The 16,665-nt window shown below is 59.2% G+C and carries 18 protein-coding genes and 4 pseudogenes; 7 read left to right on the plus strand and 15 right to left on the minus strand.

From position 1 onward, the window contains the following. Nucleotides 1–5: 5 nt before the first annotated feature. Both ACH79_RS19725 and ACH79_RS19730 read right to left on the minus strand, forming a co-directional pair. Entirely contained in the window at nt 6–506 is a 501-nt protein-coding gene (locus ACH79_RS19725; RefSeq protein ID WP_161852479.1) for a hypothetical protein, read from the minus strand. Between the two features lie 633 nt (nt 507–1,139). Beyond that, nucleotides 1,140–1,307, minus strand: coding sequence for a hypothetical protein (locus tag ACH79_RS19730; protein WP_161852480.1), 168 nt, complete (start codon nt 1,305–1,307; stop codon nt 1,140–1,142). 56 nt (nt 1,308–1,363) lie between these two features. On the opposite strand from ACH79_RS19730, the pseudogene ACH79_RS19735 reads away from it, so the two are divergent. The 4 genes and pseudogenes from ACH79_RS19735 to ACH79_RS19750 form a co-directional block, all read left to right on the plus strand. Continuing rightward, a pseudogene (locus ACH79_RS19735) lies at nt 1,364–1,858 on the plus strand (NAD(P)H-dependent flavin oxidoreductase); the annotation flags it as partial. A gap of 216 nt (nt 1,859–2,074) precedes the next feature. Beyond that, nucleotides 2,075–2,704, plus strand: a pseudogene (locus ACH79_RS43020) (SOS response-associated peptidase family protein). A gap of 291 nt (nt 2,705–2,995) precedes the next feature. Beyond that, entirely contained in the window at nt 2,996–3,172 is a 177-nt protein-coding gene (locus ACH79_RS19745) for a hypothetical protein (protein ID WP_161852481.1), read from the plus strand. Between the two features lie 120 nt (nt 3,173–3,292). Next, entirely contained in the window at nt 3,293–3,658 is a 366-nt protein-coding gene (locus ACH79_RS19750) for a hypothetical protein (protein ID WP_161852482.1), read from the plus strand. Between the two features lie 457 nt (nt 3,659–4,115). Here ACH79_RS19750 and ACH79_RS44020 read toward each other — a convergent pair whose 3' ends face one another. The 9 genes from ACH79_RS44020 to ACH79_RS19795 all read right to left on the minus strand — a co-directional run bounded on the left by ACH79_RS44020 (nt 4,116) and on the right by ACH79_RS19795 (nt 11,474). Beyond that, nucleotides 4,116–4,382, minus strand: coding sequence for an SDR family NAD(P)-dependent oxidoreductase (locus ACH79_RS44020; RefSeq protein WP_371419432.1), 267 nt, complete (start codon nt 4,380–4,382; stop codon nt 4,116–4,118). A 198-nt stretch (nt 4,383–4,580) separates the two neighbouring features. Next, the gene (locus ACH79_RS19760) at nt 4,581–4,796 is read right to left on the minus strand and encodes a dodecin family protein (RefSeq protein WP_161852483.1); all 216 of its coding nucleotides are present in this window, start codon (nt 4,794–4,796) and stop codon (nt 4,581–4,583) included. A gap of 22 nt (nt 4,797–4,818) precedes the next feature. Continuing rightward, a complete protein-coding gene (locus ACH79_RS19765; protein WP_161852484.1) occupies nt 4,819–5,541 on the minus strand; it encodes a WS/DGAT domain-containing protein in 723 nt (240 codons plus the stop codon). A gap of 49 nt (nt 5,542–5,590) precedes the next feature. After that, nucleotides 5,591–6,406, minus strand: a complete 816-nt coding sequence (locus ACH79_RS19770) for a wax ester/triacylglycerol synthase domain-containing protein (protein WP_161852485.1) — start codon at nt 6,404–6,406, stop codon at nt 5,591–5,593. Between the two features lie 67 nt (nt 6,407–6,473). Beyond that, the gene (locus tag ACH79_RS19775; RefSeq protein ID WP_161852486.1) at nt 6,474–7,169 is read right to left on the minus strand and encodes an ABC transporter ATP-binding protein; all 696 of its coding nucleotides are present in this window, start codon (nt 7,167–7,169) and stop codon (nt 6,474–6,476) included. Next, entirely contained in the window at nt 7,169–7,921 is a 753-nt protein-coding gene (locus ACH79_RS19780; RefSeq protein WP_161852487.1) for an ABC transporter ATP-binding protein, read from the minus strand. The genes ACH79_RS19775 and ACH79_RS19780 overlap by 1 nt, the downstream gene beginning before the upstream one ends. Continuing rightward, nucleotides 7,918–9,219, minus strand: a complete 1,302-nt coding sequence (locus tag ACH79_RS19785; RefSeq protein ID WP_161852488.1) for a branched-chain amino acid ABC transporter permease — start codon at nt 9,217–9,219, stop codon at nt 7,918–7,920. Before ACH79_RS19785 ends, ACH79_RS19780 begins: the two co-directional genes overlap by 4 nt. After that, entirely contained in the window at nt 9,216–10,163 is a 948-nt protein-coding gene (locus tag ACH79_RS19790; RefSeq protein ID WP_161852489.1) for a branched-chain amino acid ABC transporter permease, read from the minus strand. Before ACH79_RS19790 ends, ACH79_RS19785 begins: the two co-directional genes overlap by 4 nt. 75 nt (nt 10,164–10,238) lie before the next feature. Beyond that, complete coding sequence (locus ACH79_RS19795) at nt 10,239–11,474, minus strand: branched-chain amino acid ABC transporter substrate-binding protein (RefSeq protein ID WP_161852490.1); 1,236 nt, start codon at nt 11,472–11,474, stop codon at nt 10,239–10,241. Nucleotides 11,475–12,061: 587 nt separating this feature from the next. On the opposite strand from ACH79_RS19795, the gene ACH79_RS19800 reads away from it, so the two are divergent. Next, a complete protein-coding gene (locus ACH79_RS19800) occupies nt 12,062–12,280 on the plus strand; it encodes a hypothetical protein (RefSeq protein ID WP_161852491.1) in 219 nt (72 codons plus the stop codon). Nucleotides 12,281–12,617: 337 nt separating this feature from the next. On the opposite strand, the pseudogene dinB reads toward ACH79_RS19800, so the two are convergent. The 3 genes and pseudogenes from dinB to ACH79_RS19815 all read right to left on the minus strand — a co-directional run bounded on the left by dinB (nt 12,618) and on the right by ACH79_RS19815 (nt 14,806). After that, a pseudogene (gene dinB / locus ACH79_RS19805) lies at nt 12,618–13,722 on the minus strand (DNA polymerase IV). Between the two features lie 48 nt (nt 13,723–13,770). Beyond that, nucleotides 13,771–14,037 (minus strand): hypothetical protein, encoded by a 267-nt coding sequence (locus ACH79_RS19810; RefSeq protein WP_161852492.1) that lies wholly within the window; start codon nt 14,035–14,037, stop codon nt 13,771–13,773. A gap of 130 nt (nt 14,038–14,167) precedes the next feature. Continuing rightward, nucleotides 14,168–14,806, minus strand: a complete 639-nt coding sequence (locus ACH79_RS19815; RefSeq protein ID WP_161856455.1) for an SOS response-associated peptidase — start codon at nt 14,804–14,806, stop codon at nt 14,168–14,170. Nucleotides 14,807–14,841: 35 nt separating this feature from the next. Here ACH79_RS19815 and ACH79_RS19820 point away from each other — a divergent pair. After that, nucleotides 14,842–15,228: pseudogene (locus ACH79_RS19820) on the plus strand (TrbI/VirB10 family protein); the annotation flags it as partial. 5 nt (nt 15,229–15,233) lie between these two features. Further along, entirely contained in the window at nt 15,234–15,473 is a 240-nt protein-coding gene (locus ACH79_RS19825; protein ID WP_161852493.1) for a DUF2274 domain-containing protein, read from the plus strand. Nucleotides 15,474–15,515: 42 nt separating this feature from the next. Here the strand turns inward: ACH79_RS19825 and ACH79_RS19830 are convergent, their stop codons facing one another. Further along, nucleotides 15,516–16,382, minus strand: coding sequence for a LysR family transcriptional regulator (locus ACH79_RS19830; protein WP_371419433.1), 867 nt, complete (start codon nt 16,380–16,382; stop codon nt 15,516–15,518). Nucleotides 16,383–16,665 lie beyond the last annotated feature (283 nt).

Below are 16,665 nucleotides of genomic sequence, written 5' to 3' on the forward strand. Positions count from 1 at the left end.
ACTTTTCAAGTATCGAAGAGGAATGCAACCTTCGACCGTCGCGACCGGCCGTAGATCGCCACGTCGATTTTCATTCGTCTTGCCAGCTTTTCGGCAAGTTCCGTCCAACCGGTCCGAGATCTGTTGGATGGCCTGTAGGTCGCCTTGCTCTGCTTTCTCAGCCAACTTGCGATCTTTGCTCGCACCGTGGCTCGTTCAGTCAATCCAGTCCTCAAGAACAACAGCCACCCCGATCCCAAACGCAAGAGAACCGGGCTCCGCACCCGGCTTTCCATCGCATTTAGATCTTCGAGCAGGTGGCGCTCGAATGGATCACCCACATGCTGAGGCACGCCTGCGGCTTCGCCCTGGGGAATCTCCCCAGATCCACCTACTTGGGAGCGCTCAAATTCCGCGATTGCCGTGCTCTCCTCGTTGGGCTTCTCCGAGAATCCGCGCGGGAAGATGAGTCCCCTGCAAACGATGGCGAGGCCAATGACAGTCAGGGCGATACCTAGTGCATCCATTTTTCGACCGCCAAACGGCTACTAATGAAATGCGAATAAGTTCAAACGAATGGGTCCGGCCAGTCGGTTCGAAATCCGACCGAGAGACGCTTTTGCGCTCGCACTGTGGGAATTAGGACACTATCGGCGGCGCCGCGGCGTGCCCCCATGCAATGCGAGCGACCAGGAAAAGGCGCCGACGTCAGGCCGGATCGGCAGAGCGTGGAGTCGCAATTCCTGCCGCTGGTGACTATGTGAGGGTATGGAGAAGCCGAGAATTAGAGCGCTCCGGCAAGCTCGGCTGTACGGATACCTTATCGACCGAACTGACAGGCTCTACTACCCCGGCGGCAGTCATCCTGTTTGTAGCGTGCAGACTGCGCAGGAGATGGTCAGAGCTGGGTGGCTGGTACGCCGCCCAGATGGCAGATACGAGATTACACCCGCTGGACTGCGCGTGCTGGAACTAGAGCACCCAGCGGCTTGATAAGCCCAGATAGCTGCGAGACGGAGTCTGCTTAGCCCTGACGACCTTCAATCGCCGCCGCCACGCGTCGGCGCACGCCGCATCTACGGGCGTCGCGGCGAAGGTCCGCGACGCCCTGCGACGGCAACCTGATGATGCACGTATTCCGCCGCGGTGCTTCTGCTCTGTCATATCGCGATGAGCATCTTCACGAGTGAGATGGCACCGAGCACCGCGAGGCCGGTGAGGCCGATTGCGATAGTTAGGAAGAGCGCCGCGACGATGAGAGGATGCGCGTTCGCGAATTGTGCGGCGGCCGAGCGCGCGCGGGTCAACGATCTGATAGCGACGATCATCAGGCCTATGGCTCTCGATCCTGGTCGGCGTCGACCGTCACCGCGGCCCGCAGAACGTGGCTTCCGGCGGGATGGCGGACGCCCGGAGCCTCGTCGCCGCACTGTCGATGGGCGCAGCCGGGATGAACATGGGCACCCGCTTCGTCGCCACCAAGGAGGCGCCCGTTCATGAGAACGTCAAGAAGGCGATTGTCGCGGCAAGCGAGCTGGACACGCGGCTTGTCATGCGCGCCCTTGGCAACACCGAGCGCGTGCTCAACAACGCGGGCGTCTAACGCCTGCTCGAGAAGGAACGCGAGAAGGGCAAGAACCTCAAGATCGACGATATCCACCACGAGGTGGCCGGCGTCTATCCGAAGATCATGATCGACGGCGACATGGATGCCGGCGCCTGGAGCTGCGGCATGGTAGTAGGGCTGATCGACGACGTGCCCACCGTCAAGGAGTTGATCGACCGCATCATGGCCGATGCCGAGCGCATCATTCGCGAGCGATTGACGGGCTTCCTCGACGGCGTCGCCGCGCCCAAGCGCGAGCGTATGGTCGCCTGAGCAGTTGGACGGAGAGCGTCAAGCCAGCATGTAAAGACGGAAGTCGACAACTGCATCTGGTCCTGACGCTGCAGCGTCTGAACAAGAAGAACGCCCTGACAGGTGCGATGTATGATCGACGCGCTCGAGCGCGCCGAGGCCGACAGTAGTATCAGGGTGGTCCTGTTCCATGGCGACGGCGACAGCTTTACCGCCGGCAATCAGCAGAACGCCGCAATTCATATCTACTCAATCACCATCAACCAAGCCGCCTTCCGCGTCGTCAACCGCTACGTCGGCAACCTGCCGCCTTTGCCCGGCATCTTCCCCGACTATCCGGCGCCAGTGGCGCGCAACCCGGGCGGCGAGCGCGAGATGACAATGATGCGCTGGGGCATGCCGCCACACCGCGCACTGTGGGCCACCGGTCACGAACATCCGCAACACGTTCTCGCCGCACTGGCGAGGCTGGCTCAAGCCGGAAACAGCTTCGCGGAGTACGCGCCAGAGCCGAACCCCGAGACCAAAAAGAAAGACATCGTCTGGTTCGGGCTCGGTGATGATCGACCGCTCGCGACCTTCGTCGGTATATGGACCGAGTACAAGGGCGACCGCGGCACAGAGTCCAAGCCGATCCCCGGCGCTGCATCTTGTGTACGGCTTCTTGACCCACCGCACCAAACGCGATCGTCGAGGCGATCCATCCCAAAGCGATGCCGGTGATCCTGACCACACCTATGAAGAACGCGATGTTCGGATGCGTGCGCCATGGGAAGAAGCGAGGCGTTGCAGCGACCGCTGCCGGACGAGGCCGTGAAGGTCGTGGCACGCGGTACTGAAAAAGAGGACGCCGCCGGAGCTGCATGACCGATGGTTTGAGAAGAACTCGGCGTGCACCTCATCAGCGTTTATTCCAGCCTGAACTTGCACCAGCATCAAGCTCGCGTTTTGATGTGGTTTTACGGTCCATAAGAGTCCACTCATCCAAACGTGATCGAGTTTTTTTAATAGCAGGTTCCATCGAAATGATTTCCTCTTTTATCTCAATGGGGAGCCGCAATGCGAGGCAACGTGCATAGTTCAGCAGCGCCCATGGGTCCTTGAACCTTGCATCGAGCTGTCGAACGAACCTTCGTGGAAGGAAACCGGAGGTTTCCCATGAAAAATCTGATCATATCCGCGATTGCGGCCGTTGCCCTTCTCACTTCTGCAACCACCATGCTGTCGTCGTACTCACCTTCGATCGAGCGTCATGCCGCCGGTACAGTCATAGGTCATTGCAAGAACTTCCACAGCCTGGCTGGGACAAAAGCTTCCGAGCTTTTGCCTTACTAAGCGCTAACAGCCGCTAAAAAGGGGCTGCCACTTTCTTTAGAATCTGGTTTCCTTGGTTGCCGGAGAGTTCGTGTGATTCGCGGATGCTAAAATTAGTGACAGTCCACAATGGAGGCTGCCATGAAAGCGTTCGGTCGCGTACTTACGATGTTCGGTATTCTTCTGATGTCCTTTCGTGCTGACGCTCACGATCCGTCGATGGCGCACCACGAATGGTTCAAGAGACAGGAAATGAACCCCGCCGCTCAACACCGGCTCGGCGTTCCGTGGAAATCGTGTTGCGATAACGGCGATGTTTTCAAAACACGCTTCCGCGTCGCAGACGACCATTCGGACCAGTGGCAATACCTCAAAGACGGCCAATGGAAAGTCATCCCACCCGACATCATCAAGGCTGAAGACACCCCAGATCGTTTGCCCGTGCTGTTCATAAACAAGAGCACGGGGGACGAGCTCTGCTTCTTCGTGCCGCGTGGTGGACTGTGAACTAAGGCGCACGCACCTCAAAAATGGGTGCGGGACTGTCGCGTTCAAAATCTGTTCGTCATCGCTCGCACTTCAAGCTTTACCCTACAAAGGCAAAGCTGTCGACGTCAAATGGGTTGGCCGCGAGCTTGACGTTCGCTACGTGCTGTAGGGTAGTGTCCGCAAGGCAGACAACCGCGGTCGCATTACCGGGCTGTTGAGCAACACGCAACTTCCAGGAAGGGCCGCTAGTGGCGCAAGGCGGTCGTTGACTTTCAGACGCCGCATGCCCTCGATCGAGCCTATATTGATAACGCGGCGTAGTCCTGCTTCGAGCCGACTGCTGCCAGCAGCTTGAAAACACGTTGAGTCATGAAGAAGGCCGATTTGACGTTGAGGTCCATGACTTTGTCCCAACCGGACTCGGGAGACGATTGAAAATCCGCTCCCCAGCGCGCCGGCGTTATTGACCAGAATGTCAAGCCTCCGCTCGCGCCGTTCGATTTCGGTGCCGAGACGATCGATTTCGTCCATGCGGGAAATATCGGCTGTGATTGAGATGCATTCGCCGGTTTTCGAAAAGTTGGGAGGCGAGAGCATCGCTGGCTTCCGCTTTCCGGGCCGTGATATAGACCTTGGCGCCATTCTCGACATAAGCGCGCGCGATCATCTCCCCAATGCCGCGGCCGCCGCCGGTCACTAGAGCAATCTTGCCCCGGACGCTAAACAGCTCCTCAATCTTCATCGATCTCCAAGTTCATTGTCGGTCAGGCGGATCGTTATGCGACCGCTCCGTCCGCATGAAGTTCCTCGATCAAGGCTGCGTCAAATCCGGCTTCGCATAGGTGCTGGGTTCATGGCCTGCGGCGATTGCCGGAAGATTGTCCAGAGACATCCCCAGGTGACATTCGAGCGGAGGCGAAGTTTGCAGCCGGAGCGGAAGCTACTGCTCGCCTTCGTATTTAAAGGAAACCTTGACCTTCGCCCGGTAGGCCTCGACCTTGCCTTCAGTGATTTGCATGTCGAGTTCGACGACTTCGGCCACGCGAAGGTCTCGCAGACTTTGCGAAGCACGTTCTACAGCTGCGCGTGCAGCCTTTTCCCAGGAGTCGGTACTGGTGCCGACCAATTCGATAACCTTATAAGCGCTATCAGCCATGGCGTCCTCCGTTGTGACTGTTTCATTTCGACCTCTCATGGGCCGTTGCGGAAGCGATAACGCGTCGATCGGAGACCGACCAGCGACTGCAATTCAGGCCGACCGTCGGGCGGCGTTCGCTTCCCTTATTTCGATCTTTTTTCACCTTTGGCTCACCGCCGCTCGCTGCCTTCTTCAAGCGCCCAAATTCGTCGATCAGGAAATCCACCAGTTTTTCAATGTCGGGAACGGCGGTTCGGCAGGCGATCAGCCCGAAGTCGAGATTGTCCAAATAGCTTTGAACGGTGATATTGAGGACGCTGCCGTTCGACGGAATCGAGACCGGAAAATAGTTGATCATCCTCGCGCCAGCGCAATAGAGCGTTTCTCTAGGTCCCGGCACGTTCGATATCAGGACGTTCACGATGGCGGGGAGTTGCTCGGCAAGCTTGGCCTGTCCCATCAATCGTGCCAAGCCGGTGATGATGATTGGTGCACCCAGCCAGGTCATGTCGGTCCGGATGACGTCGCGAATATCTTCGAGCCGCTTCTTGGAATCGGTCGATGAGGCCACGATTGCCTCCAGTTGGCGTATCGGGTCGGCAATGTCGGTAGCCAGGTTGCACAGCATCGCCGTGACCTGGTTGTTCATGTCTGAGTTGCCCGCCTTTCGCAGTGAAACCGGCACAGCTGCGATCAGCGGCCCATCGGGAAGTGCGTCCGTTGTTTCCAGGTAGCGCCGCAGGGCGCCGGCGCTGATCGTCATGACAACGTCGTTCAGCTTCGACCTTGTTAGCTTGGCGACCGCCTTCGCTTCACGAAGCGAGATGGTGCAGGTTGCAAATGATCGCTGGCCCCGATAGCGACGCATTGAAGAGGGTTTTCGGTGCGATCGGAAGCATGCGAGGCGGGTTTGCCAAATCTTCCGTAACGCGTTGTCCCACTTTCGCGATCGCTTTGCCGATATCGGTCCACGACTGATAGAACTCCCGCTGCTGGGTGAAGAACTTGTCGTAGGAATCGCGGATCAGCTGGAAGAGCTCGGGAGGCCTGCTGTCCCTGGTTGTCGGGGAGGGCAGTTGCACCGGCTCCGGATCGGGTGAGGTGGCGAATATGATAGGAAGCGCGGCCATGCCCGCGCCGCCGTCGATGCCAGCGTGGTGCATCTTGATGTAGATCGCGAAGCCGCCGCCCTCCACACCCTCGATCACATAATACTGCCAAAGCGGTCGGCTACGATCGAGCAGGATCATGTGCAGTCGAGCCACCAGGGTCTCGAGCTGCTCGCGCGTTCCCGGCTTCGGCAAGGAGACGTGGCGGAAGTGATATTCGAGATCGAGATTGTTGTCATGGACCCAGACCGGATGATCGAGCTGGATCGGCGCCAGGGCCAGCTTGCGCTCGAAGAAAGGAACGAGATGAAGCCTGCTCTTGAGATGGTCACGAAACGCCACGAAAACGTTGGCATCTGCGGGAGGCGGATCGAATATTGCCAGGCCAGCAACGTGCATCGGTGATTCCGGTGTTTCGCCGTACAGAAAGCTGGCATCGAGAGCTGACAATCTGTCCATGGTATCGTCCGATCCGTTTCTGAGCCTCAACCGCAGTCTACAGTCGGGCTCTGCACTCAAGGCGAGCTCCTCTTCTCCATGGCGGTGGGGTCAGCTCCGATTGTTGACCGGGCTACCCACGCCCGGCTCAAACCTCCAGCCATTCCTTTCTGACCGCGGCGTTGCGTGTAAGATCCGCGGGGGTGCCCTCGAAAACGATGCGACCGTGACCCATCACGTAAACGCGGTGCGATATCCGCATGGCGATGGAGAGCTTCTGTTCGACGAGCAGGATAGCCACTCCGCGCCGCGCGATTTCTGCGATCAGGTCGCCGACCTGATGAACGATGAGGGGCGCCAACCCTTCAGTCGGCTCATCAATCATAATCAGTTCAGGGTCACCCATCAGCGTGCGGCACATCGTCAGCATCTGCTTCTCGCCGCCCGACATGACGCCGGCGGTGGTGTCCGCACGCGCCGCGAGGTTAGGGAACATTTGCAGCATATCGTCGAGCCGCCATTTGCCAGGCTTGCGCGGGTCCTTGATCCCGAGCATCAGGTTTTGACGTACGGTGAGGCCTGGAAAAATATCACGGTGCTCAGGGACGTATCCGAGGCCGAGATGGGCGATGCGAAAGCTTGGAAGCCCGGCGATGTCGGTCCCCTTGAACCTGATGGTTCCCTGAGGCGGTACCTCGCCCATGATCGCCTTGACAGTCGTCGAACGCCCGACACCGTTCCGGCCCAATAGGCTTACGACTTCGCCGGCATCGATGCGCAGATCGACGCCCTGGAGGATATGACTTTTGCCATAGTAGGCGTGCAGGTCCTTGACCTCGAGCATCAAGCCGCCTCCTCGCCAAGATAGGCTTCCTTGACCTTGGGATCCGATCGAATTTGGTCCGGCGTTCCGGTCGCAATGATGTGGCCATAGACCAGCACCGAAATTCGGTCGGCCAGTCCGAACACGACGCTCATGTCATGTTCTACGATCACCAATGTGCGGCCCTCGGTGAGGCGACGAATGAGCGAAACTGCCCGCTCCGTTTCTGCGTGGCTCATGCCTGCGGTCGGCTCGTCGAGCAGGATGACGTCGGCGCCGCCGGCAATAGTGATGCCGATCTCCAGCGCGCGCTGTTCGGCATATGTCAGCAGCCCGGCCGGTACGTCGCGGCGTGCAGTGAGACCGATGTCCGACAGCACCTGCGCCGTTCGGTCGCGGACCTCCTTCAGATTATCGATGTTCTTCCAGAACGAGTAATGATGACCGTCGGTCCAGAGCACGGCGCAACGCAGGTTTTCCCATACGCTCAGGTTGGCGAACACATTGGTGACCTGGAAGCTGCGCGACAGGCCGCGGCGGTTGATCTGATAGGGTGGCAGGCCCGAAATCACCTCTCCGCGAAGCGTGACGGTTCCCGACGTCGGTCTGATGTAGCCGCTGATGAGGTTGAACGTTGTCGATTTGCCCGCACCATTGGGGCCGATCAGCGCGTGCCGTTCGCCTTGTACCACGCTCAAGTTCAGGTCGCGGATGATCGAGATGTTGCCGAAGCTTTTCTGGACGTCCTTGATTTCAATGGCAGGCGCGGTCATGCGTGGTATCCTCTTTCATGCGCCGCCGTCAGCGCGTCGTCCCAGGCGCGCGCAAGCCTGCGCCAAGTCTCTCGCGCAACGAAAAATCCGCCGACGATCAGGAATAGAGCAATTGCCCACGTGATCGGACTCGAGGCGTTGAAGTTCATACCGAAGGCTTTGATATTCGGGTCGTCGCCCGGATTCACGGTGTGATGCACGATAGTTTCGATCGCAAGAACGAGGCCAGCGACCAAGGCGAGCGTCGGAATCAGCGCTATCAAATAGGACGGCAATACCTTGCCCAATGTGCCGCCCTTGAGCAGCGGTCGGTGCATCATCAGAAGTCCTGTGATGCCACCCGGCGCAAACGTCACGACCGCTATGAAGAACAGTCCGAAGTAAAGCTGCCAGACAGATGTCAAATCGCTTAGGCTCAACGACAGCACTGTAACGAATATCGCGCCGACAATCGGCCCGATGAAGTATCCGACGCCACCGATGTAAGTCGAGAACAGTACGGTGCCGGACTGCACGGCGCCAAGATAAGCTGAGTTGGCGATCTCGAAATTGATCGCGGCGAGTGCGCCCGCGATGCCAGCAAAGAAGCCGGCGAAGCAAAAGGCCAAATAGCGAATGACGTGGGGGTCATAGCCAACGAACTGAACGCGCTCCGGATTGTCACGAACGGCATTGCACATGCGGCCGAGCGGCGTGCGCGTCAGCGCGTACATGGCGATGACCGCCAGCAGCGTCCATGCGGCGACAAGATAGTAGATTTGAATCTGCGGTCCGAAACTCCAGTCGAACAGCCGAAACAATTTGGTTCGATTCGCCGAGATGCCGGCTTCGCCCCCGAAGAACGTGCGCAGGATGAGAGCCGACGAGGCGATCAGTTCGGCGACGCCAAGCGAGATCATCGCGAACGCCGTTCCGCTGCGCTGGGTCGAGACCCATCCAAGCAGTGCAGCGAAGAATAATCCAGTCAGGCCTCCGACCAGGGGAACCACGGGCAACGGGATCGGGAGTTTGTTGGCGCTGATGATGTTGATGGCGTGAATCACCAGAAAGCCGCCAAGGCCGTAGTAGACGGCGTGTCCGAACGAAAGCAGTCCGGTTTGGCCGAGCAGGATGTTGTAGGAGAGGGAGAAAATGATGGAGATGCCGATCAGGCTAAAGGTCGTCAGCGCGCCGCCCGAGCTGAAAATCGTCGGCAGCACCAGGAGCAGCAGCGCTACGGAAACCCAGACGCCGTAGAATTTCAGCCTTTCGCTGAGGGCCGGATGAGGCGGCGCTACGCTTGAAGCCAATTCGGTCATGTTTCACGTGTCCCCAGCAGCCCCATCGGACGAAAGATCAGAATGAGCACCAGCAGCACGTACGGCATGATCGGCGCGATCTGAGCGACGGTTACGCCCCAGATGTCCGACAGCCAGGTTTGCGCATAGTCCGGACCAAGCGGGCCAAATGCGCCGGCAAGTGAACCATTCATCGAGACCGCGAAGGTCTGGACGAGGCCGATCAGCAGCGACGCAACGAAGGCGCCCGGTAGCGAACCGAGGCCACCGACGACCACGACGACGAACAGAATTGGTCCGAGCAGCGCCGCCATGTTCGATTGCGTCACCAGCGCGGGGCCTGCGATCACGCCGGCGACGGCGGCGAGCGCCGTACCGACGCCGAACACCAGCATGAAGATGCGCCCGACATTGTGGCCGAGATGGCCGACCATATGCGGATGGGTGAGGGCTGCCTGAACGATCAGGCCGACGCGCGACTTCTTGAGGACGATGAGCAGGCCAACGAAGATCGCGATCGAGACCAGCAGCATAAACATCTTGTAGGCCGGGTAATTGGTCGAGAAGATTCTAAAGGCTGGAAAATCCAGCGACGCCGGAATGCGGAAATCGACCGGGCTCTTGCCCCAAATGATCTGTACGATCTCCTCGATCGCGAAGGCCAGGCCGAACGTAAACAGGAGCTCTGCGACATGACCGTTACGGTGAACCCGTCGCAGCCCAAATCGCTCGACCGCCGCGCCGAGCGCTCCTGCCAGCAACGGGGCAATAAAGAGCGCGGGCCAGAAGCCAACCCATCGGCTGATCTGGAAGCCAAAGAATGCGCCGAGCATGTAGAAGCTTGCATGCGCGAAATTGAGAACGCCGAGCATGCTGAAGATGACGGTCAGGCCGCTTGCCATCAAGAACAGCAGCATTCCGAATAAAACGCCGTTCAGCGTGGAAATGACGAAAAGTTCGAGCACGACACCACCCCCGAGAGATAAACCAACCTCGCTCCGGCGATTGCCGGAGCGAGGAAGCTTGCGCGGAGACGACGGTTAGTTCGGGCGCTCCATCTTGCAGGTGGTCGGGAGCATGGTCTGCTCAGGGTCGATCTTTGCAGCTTGCCGCCAGCCCCAACCGGTCTTTTCCTCGTCGAACGGCTCCTTCTCCGTGCGCTCACCGAACGAGGCGATATACATCGGCTGGAAGAATTGGTGATCGTCCTTGCGCATGGTGCCCTTGCCACCACCGTTATAGACGTCGAACTGCATGCCTTCGAGCGCTGCAGCGACCTTGACCGGATCCAGCGACTTGGCCTTTTCCGCCGCGGCCGCAAACATCCGCATCTGGTTCACGGCCCGGGGATAGAACAGGCTGAAGTCATACTTCGCCCGCAGAGCCTTCTCGAAAGCGTCTGCTGACGGATTGCCGAGATTCGGAATCCCCTCGGCGATCTGGAACACCTGGTGATTGAGGTTCGCCTGCTTGATCGCGGTGGGACCGCCGGTCCCGCCCGCATAGTAGGTGTACCAGTTCACCTTCAGTCCGGCATCGGCACTTGCTTTGAGGAGCAGCGCAAAATCCTGCCCCCAGTTGCCGGTGATGACGCTGTCAGCACCAGACGCCTTGATCTTCGCAACGTACGGTGCGAAGTCGGTGATCTTCAGCAACGGATGCAGTTCGTCGCCAACGATCTGAATGTCCGGTCGTTTCGTCTTCAGCATGGTTTTTGCGGCTGAACGGACCGACTCGCCGAACGAATAATCTTGGTTGATCAGATATAGCTTCTTGATATCCGCGGCGCTCTTCATGTAGTTCGTGAGCGCTTCCATCTTGATGTCGGAATTTGCATCCCATCGGAAATGCCAGAAGCTACACTTTGCATTGGTGAGCACCGGATCCACGGCGGCATAGTTGAAATAGAGGATTTCCTTGCCGGGATTACGTTCGTTGTACTTTGTCACGAAATCGGTCAGCGCACCGGCAACAGACGACCCGTTGCCCTGGGTGATGTAGCGCACGCCGCCGTCGATCGCCTTTTGCGCCTGGATCAAGCTTTCCTGAGGATTGGTCTTGTTATCGAAGGGAACAATCTCGACCTTCTTGCCGAGGATGCCACCCTTGGCATTCAACTCTTCTGCAAGAAACTGGAAGGTCTTGAAGCCGACCTCGCCGATGCTGGCACCGCCGCCCGAGAGCGGATCGATATAGCCGATTTTGACCGTCTGTTGCGCAAGCGCCGTACCGCCGAGCATCGGCAGCAAGGCAGCAGCCATCATCCACTGACGCATGGCACTACTCCCTCTTGGTCGTTCTTTTTCGAAGGCTTATAGGAATCGCCGACCGAGAAAAACAGACCGGAAGACGAGCGCCTCCTGCTTTGTAAGTGTTGTCCAATAGTTCGGAGGCCGCAAGGGAATAAATCGAACCGGCGTTTGAAGTGTCGAGCTTTCACTGAGAGCAAGGCTGGGATCCCAGAAAGCTCACGGGAAGCCTTCAGGACGCGGAGCTCCGGCTCGCGACCTGCGCCAATGGGCGCGCGACGGCTCAAGATAGTGTGCGCCCGTCACTGCTCCTGCTTGGGGGCGTTGATTCCTGCCGCGGAAACGTCATTCGAAGCGACGGTAGTCCGTTAGGCGAGACCGTCGTTTAGTATGTTAGCCTCCGCGGCGACATCGTCATCCGTTGCGTCGTGCCGGCCGATGCGAGTCAGAGATCGAACAGAGAGGTCCTCGGAACTTGGATTGTCGATTTGGGTTGTGGGAGCGACGATCCATGTCAGGAATAACAGGCGGACAACACTGCTTGCTGATTGTGGAGGTTCGCATGAACAGCCCCCCCGTCGCCCAACGATCCAACTCAGTATCTCGAAGACCTGATGCATGCGGGCCAGCAATCGATCAAGCAATTCGACGATGCGCTTGCGGCTACCATGGGAGTGCGCCGCAATAATGCGGCGCCAAGCGGGCAGGTCTTCTCACCGCTTGCGTTCGCGATGGATATGCAGCGCGAGTACTTCACACAATTCTGGCGGTTCTGGAACGCTGCCTTCATCGCGGCGATGACCGGCGGGCTCCCATTGTCATCTATTCCATGACGACTTCCAGTCACGCGGGTGCTCCGCGCGGGATGGAGTTTCTTTACAGCGCCAACAACTGAACGTCGCGGTTTCGCGAGCGAAGTGCATCTGCATCGTGGTTGCGTCACCACGCTTATTCGAGGCCGAATGTCGGACGCCTCGAGCTCGCCAATGCGTTTTGTCGGTACAATGCGTTTTGTCGGTACGCGGAATTGGCGTTGGTTATGTAAGGAGTGCCTGCAAATTTGCATCGACACGGGATTTGTTAGCCGTAAGCGATCTCTGCGACAGGGATACACCCTATTTCCCTCGTGAGGTCCGCACCGCGCGGCTTACCGGCGCTGCCTATTCCGGTTCAAATCCCGAAATCCAGTTGCGGCTCCGTGTCGTTTTCGCCTTGCAGGGAAGACAGCGACACTCCCAGGAGGCGCACCGCTTTTGAAAGGGGCATGGCGTCTTCCAGCAGGCCGATCGCCAGACGCGCGAGATCGTCGCGGTTCGCGACCACCGCAGACACGGATCGGCTGCGCGTGATGATCTCGAAGTCAGCGAACTTCACTTTAAGTGTCACCGTTCGTCCCCTGGTGCCCGCCAACTCGCAAATGTCCCCAGACCTTATCTATCAGCGGCTGGAGCTCGGCGACCATTGCGTCGAATTCCGTGAGATCTGTGAAGAAAGTGTTCTCGGCGCCGACCGATTTGCGGACACGATTGGCCCGTACGGGGCGCTCGTCGATGCCGCGCGAAATCCAGTAGTAATAGGTGCCGGACTTGCCGAAGTTCTCCTGCAGAAAGGTGAGGGACTGGTTGCGAATGTCGAGGCCGGTCCAAATCCCGAACGCGTTGAATTTGGCAGCGGTTGCCGGCCCGATGCCGTGAAACTTCTCGACCGGTAGCGTCTCGACGAAGGCCGGTCCCATCTGCGGCGAAATGACATACTGCCCATTGGGTTTGCGATGATCGGAGGCGAGCTTCGCCAGGAACTTGTTGTAAGAGATGCCCGCCGACGCGTTTAGGCCGGTCTCGGCTTTGATCTTCTCGCGGATCCTCATCGCGATGTCTCTGGCCAGCAGGATGCCTTGCAGGTTTTCGGTGACATCGAGATAGGCCTCGTCGAGCGAAAGTGGCTCGATAATTGGCGTGTGCTCGGCGAAGATCTGGCGAATCTGTCGGCTGACCGCCTTGTAAACTTCGAAGCGTGGCTTGACGAAGATCAGGTCCGGACACTGCCGTTTCGCGGTGACCGACGGCATGGCCGAGCGAACGCCGTACTGGCGGGCTTCGTAGCTCGCGGCAGCGACGACGCCGCGCTCGGCCGAACCGCCCACTGCCACCGGCTTGCCCCGCAGGTCCGGATTATCGCGCTGCTCGACCGACGCGTAGAAAGCATCCATGTCGATATGGATGATCTTGCGGTGAGACGTTGTCGAAACGCTGTGTGCCGGATCGGGAGGGACCATGGGCGGATTGTACAGCGCACCGCAAGCCAAGTCGCGGCCAAGTCAGCCTTAATCCGCCGGGGGGCATTCAGGGCAGGTGTCGCCGATCGAGTCCAGCACCTCGGCGATCGCGACGGCAGCCACTTGGGACGAAACGCCGGCCGGCGGATCGGTCCGAGCGATCTGGAATGCGCGGTCGCGGGCATGCGGGTCGGCGCGGTCCTGCATCCACCCGTGCTCCTCGCATTCGCGAATGGCGCCGGCCTCGCTGAGCACCGAAATCGCCCAGCCGCGTAGCGTCCGGATGGCTGGTTGCCTCTCCTTCGTCATCAGCATTCGAAATCGCTCCTACGGGGCCGAATCCTCTCGCCCCGCCGTCCGTTCCCGGGCTGCTAACACAGGTCAGGGATTCCGAATTGCATGGCTATTGCTTTTCCACGTGTTCCGTCCGCCTGCGTGCAATATTTCAGGCGGCTAGCGCGGGATCTTCCTTTTCGCCGGTCGCAACGATCTTCAGCGCCCCGTCCGGCAACGGCCGCTGGAGCGCCTTGGCCTCGTCCCAAGGGGCGCGCAGCCAGACATCGTACTCTTCGGTTGTCGTCAGGATCACTGGCATCGCCTTCGGGTGCACGCGTTCCACCTCGGCATTCGGCTTGCAAGTCAGGAAGGCGTAGACATCGATCGTGACTTCTCCTTCCTTGGCCTTGCGGACGCTGGTCGAGTTCGTCCAGAGGCCGGCGAACGCCAGCAGTGGGCGGCTTTCGTCCGGAGCGAACCATACCGGAACCTTCTTGCCATCGATCGTGTCGTACTCGCTGAATGACGTGAAGGGGACCAGGCAACGGTGCTCAGTCCCGAGCCATCGCTTCCAATGCGCACTGCCCACGTTTCGGATATTGGTGGTGCCACTGTCCGGCTCCATCCGAAGCAATTCCTTGAAATCGACCGGCTTACCCTTGGCCTCGAGCTTCTGGGCTCGCTTCCTGGTGGCGTCCAGGAGCGCCTGCTGGGAGGACGGCATGCCCCATCGAGCCATGACGATCTCCCGATCGTCGGGCGCGTTGCGAACGATCGGCGCTGGGTAGTCCGGAAAGATGCCGGGCATTGAAGGCAAGTTGCCAACGCGACTGTTGAGTGCGACAGTCACGCGTGCTCCTGGTCTGGACACGCCTGATCATGCCAAACGGCCGATCGATCGTTCTTGAGCGCCAGCCGGGTGCCGACGCCGGGGGATATGCTGGGCTTCACGACGAGGTCGATCATCACTGGGGCGAGCTGTTCAAGGCGGCCTTGCTGTCGACTTTGCTTGGTGTCGGAGCCGAGCTTGGGTCCGGCTCGGATGCTGGCAACGGAGACAGCGCCATTCTGCAGGCCCTTCGCCGTGGGGCAGGGGATACCCTGAACCAGACCGGTCAGCAGATCGTTCGGCGCAATCTCAACATCCAGCCGACCCTGACAATCCGGCCGGGTTTTCCGGTGCGGGTAATCGTCAATCGCGACCTCGTGCTCGAACCATACAGAGGCTGAAGAAATTGGTGAAGTTAAAGCTCGGCGCCATTGCCGATGATAAGCCGGTAAAGCTCACCGTGGAACTGCCGGCCGACGTCCATCGCGACCTTGCTGCCTACGCCGACGTGCTTGCCCGAGAAACCGGCCAATCGATCTTGGACCCCGCAAAGCTGGTCGCGCCAATGCTGGCGCGATTCATGGCAACCGACCGAGCCTTTGCAAAGGCCCGCCGCAAGGGTCAGCCCTTGCAAGGCAAGGGATAGCGCTCGCTCAACAATTTGAGAAAGTTTGCCAGCGCCGGATTGTCAATGTGCTGAATAATTGACCTGACTCGGCCCCGCGCCGTCTCGTACCTCGCGATAAGTCAGGCCCGCAAAAGTAACGCCGATGTCGGATTCGGCCACCAGACTGACACCGAATCCTATGGATATGAGGGTCTTGATGATACCTCTGCTAACGTCATGGCGTTCGATCTTGGGACGGTCTGCTGTCGAGATCAGCTTCGCCAACAAGAGATCCTCAAGTTCTCGTCCCGGGTCGTAATGGCTGAGAAGGACCGTCTCGTTCCGCAGGTCGGTCCAGTAGATCGCCTTCTTCCCAGCCAGGTGATGTCCGTCAGGCAAGGCCACCAGGACGCGCTCGCTCCACAGCGGCAAGGCGTTGCTGTCAAAGACGTGTCCCCCGTCGGTCGCGATGACAACGTCGATTGCACCATTGCGTAAGGCGGTGACGAGGCGCATTCGCGATCGTTCGACCATGCCAAGTGCGACCTGTGGGCACCGCTGCCTGAAATCTACCAACGTCGCTCGTAAATTGCCGGCCGACAGCGACGTATAGAATCCCACAGACAACCGCCCAGCCTCGCCGCGTCCGTTAGACTTGGCTGACGTAACCAGCGCATCCATTTGTTCGAGAATCGTTCGGAGAAAATCCCGGCCAGCCGACGTGGCGCAGACGCCGCCGCTCGATCGCTCGAACACAATCACGCCTATTGATTCCTCGAGTTCCCGAATGCAGCGGCTCAGAGTTGACTGCTGCGTCAACAACGCTTCTGCAGCCCGCCGGAAGCTTCCATACTCCGCGGAAACAACCGCATATCGGAGGTGTTGAAGGGGGATCGTCGCAGATTGATTGCGGAGAGATAAATATCTGTGGTCTTGTTCGTCGGCCATTCGCGACCATGGTGCTCTGAGACTGCAGGAGCATCGATAAGATATTTGGAATCGGGTGATTTCGTCGGCAGGTTGTGTTTTTTATTGGGCCGATCCGTGCCCTGCCGTCGGCGTCCGGCAGGCGATGGGGCGCCATCCGGACCGCGTGTCGCCCGAGTAGCGCACGCTTCTCTCAGATCGTCGGATAAGCGACATCGCGTTACGCTACGCGTGGCGACTGCACCTCGTCGTGAACATCGCGCCCATTGCGAGGTTGATCGGCATCCGGTGAAAGCGCTTTACA

Source organism: Bradyrhizobium sp. CCBAU 051011 (assembly GCF_009930815.1).
GTDB lineage: Bacteria > Pseudomonadota > Alphaproteobacteria > Rhizobiales > Xanthobacteraceae > Bradyrhizobium.

Excerpts from the sequence above, each read along its gene's own strand:
- ACH79_RS19725 (WP_161852479.1), bottom strand. The coding sequence starts at position 506 with ATGGATGCACTAGGTATCGCCCTGACTGTCATTGGCCTCGCCATCGTT.
- ACH79_RS19730 (WP_161852480.1), bottom strand. The coding sequence starts at position 1,307 with ATGATCGTCGCTATCAGATCGTTGACCCGCGCGCGCTCGGCCGCCGCA.
- ACH79_RS19745 (WP_161852481.1), top strand. The coding sequence starts at position 2,996 with ATGAAAAATCTGATCATATCCGCGATTGCGGCCGTTGCCCTTCTCACT.
- ACH79_RS19750 (WP_161852482.1), top strand. The coding sequence starts at position 3,293 with ATGAAAGCGTTCGGTCGCGTACTTACGATGTTCGGTATTCTTCTGATG.
- ACH79_RS44020 (WP_371419432.1), bottom strand. The coding sequence starts at position 4,382 with ATGAAGATTGAGGAGCTGTTTAGCGTCCGGGGCAAGATTGCTCTAGTG.
- ACH79_RS19760 (WP_161852483.1), bottom strand. The coding sequence starts at position 4,796 with ATGGCTGATAGCGCTTATAAGGTTATCGAATTGGTCGGCACCAGTACC.
- ACH79_RS19765 (WP_161852484.1), bottom strand. The coding sequence starts at position 5,541 with ATGACGATCAGCGCCGGCGCCCTGCGGCGCTACCTGGAAACAACGGAC.
- ACH79_RS19775 (WP_161852486.1), bottom strand. The coding sequence starts at position 7,169 with ATGCTCGAGGTCAAGGACCTGCACGCCTACTATGGCAAAAGTCATATC.
- ACH79_RS19780 (WP_161852487.1), bottom strand. The coding sequence starts at position 7,921 with ATGACCGCGCCTGCCATTGAAATCAAGGACGTCCAGAAAAGCTTCGGC.
- ACH79_RS19785 (WP_161852488.1), bottom strand. The coding sequence starts at position 9,219 with ATGACCGAATTGGCTTCAAGCGTAGCGCCGCCTCATCCGGCCCTCAGC.
- ACH79_RS19795 (WP_161852490.1), bottom strand. The coding sequence starts at position 11,474 with ATGCGTCAGTGGATGATGGCTGCTGCCTTGCTGCCGATGCTCGGCGGT.
- ACH79_RS19800 (WP_161852491.1), top strand. The coding sequence starts at position 12,062 with ATGCATGCGGGCCAGCAATCGATCAAGCAATTCGACGATGCGCTTGCG.
- ACH79_RS19810 (WP_161852492.1), bottom strand. The coding sequence starts at position 14,037 with ATGCTGATGACGAAGGAGAGGCAACCAGCCATCCGGACGCTACGCGGC.
- ACH79_RS19815 (WP_161856455.1), bottom strand. The coding sequence starts at position 14,806 with ATGCCCGGCATCTTTCCGGACTACCCAGCGCCGATCGTTCGCAACGCG.
- ACH79_RS19830 (WP_371419433.1), bottom strand. The coding sequence starts at position 16,382 with ATGGCCGACGAACAAGACCACAGATATTTATCTCTCCGCAATCAATCT.